At 59.3% G+C, this 366-nt stretch carries 1 protein-coding gene; it reads left to right on the forward strand.

What is annotated here, in order from left to right:
* Positions 1–366 (forward strand): ACP S-malonyltransferase (locus tag CSV68_RS16965; protein WP_483315689.1); only part of this gene is annotated, 366 nt, incomplete at both ends.

Genomic DNA, 366 nt, shown 5'->3' on the forward strand with positions numbered 1-366 from the left:
GCTCGCGGGCCATAGCCTGGGTGAATACTCTGCGCTGGTGTGTGCCGGTGTTATCGCGTTTGCTGACGCGGTGCGTCTGGTTGAACTGCGCGGTAAGTTCATGCAGGAAGCAGTACCTGAAGGCACCGGTGGCATGTCTGCTATCATCGGCCTCGATGACGCTGCGATTGCAAAAGCGTGTGAAGAATCCGCTGAAGGTCAGGTGGTGTCTCCCGTTAACTTCAACTCGCCAGGCCAGGTGGTTATCGCCGGTCATAAAGACGCGGTTGAACGTGCTGGTGCAGCCTGTAAAGCTGCAGGCGCGAAACGCGCTCTGCCGCTGCCCGTCAGCGTACCGTCCCACTGCGCACTGATGAAACCTGCTGC

Source organism: Sporosarcina sp. P29, from assembly GCF_002743265.1.
Lineage (GTDB): Bacteria > Bacillota > Bacilli > Bacillales_A > Planococcaceae > Sporosarcina.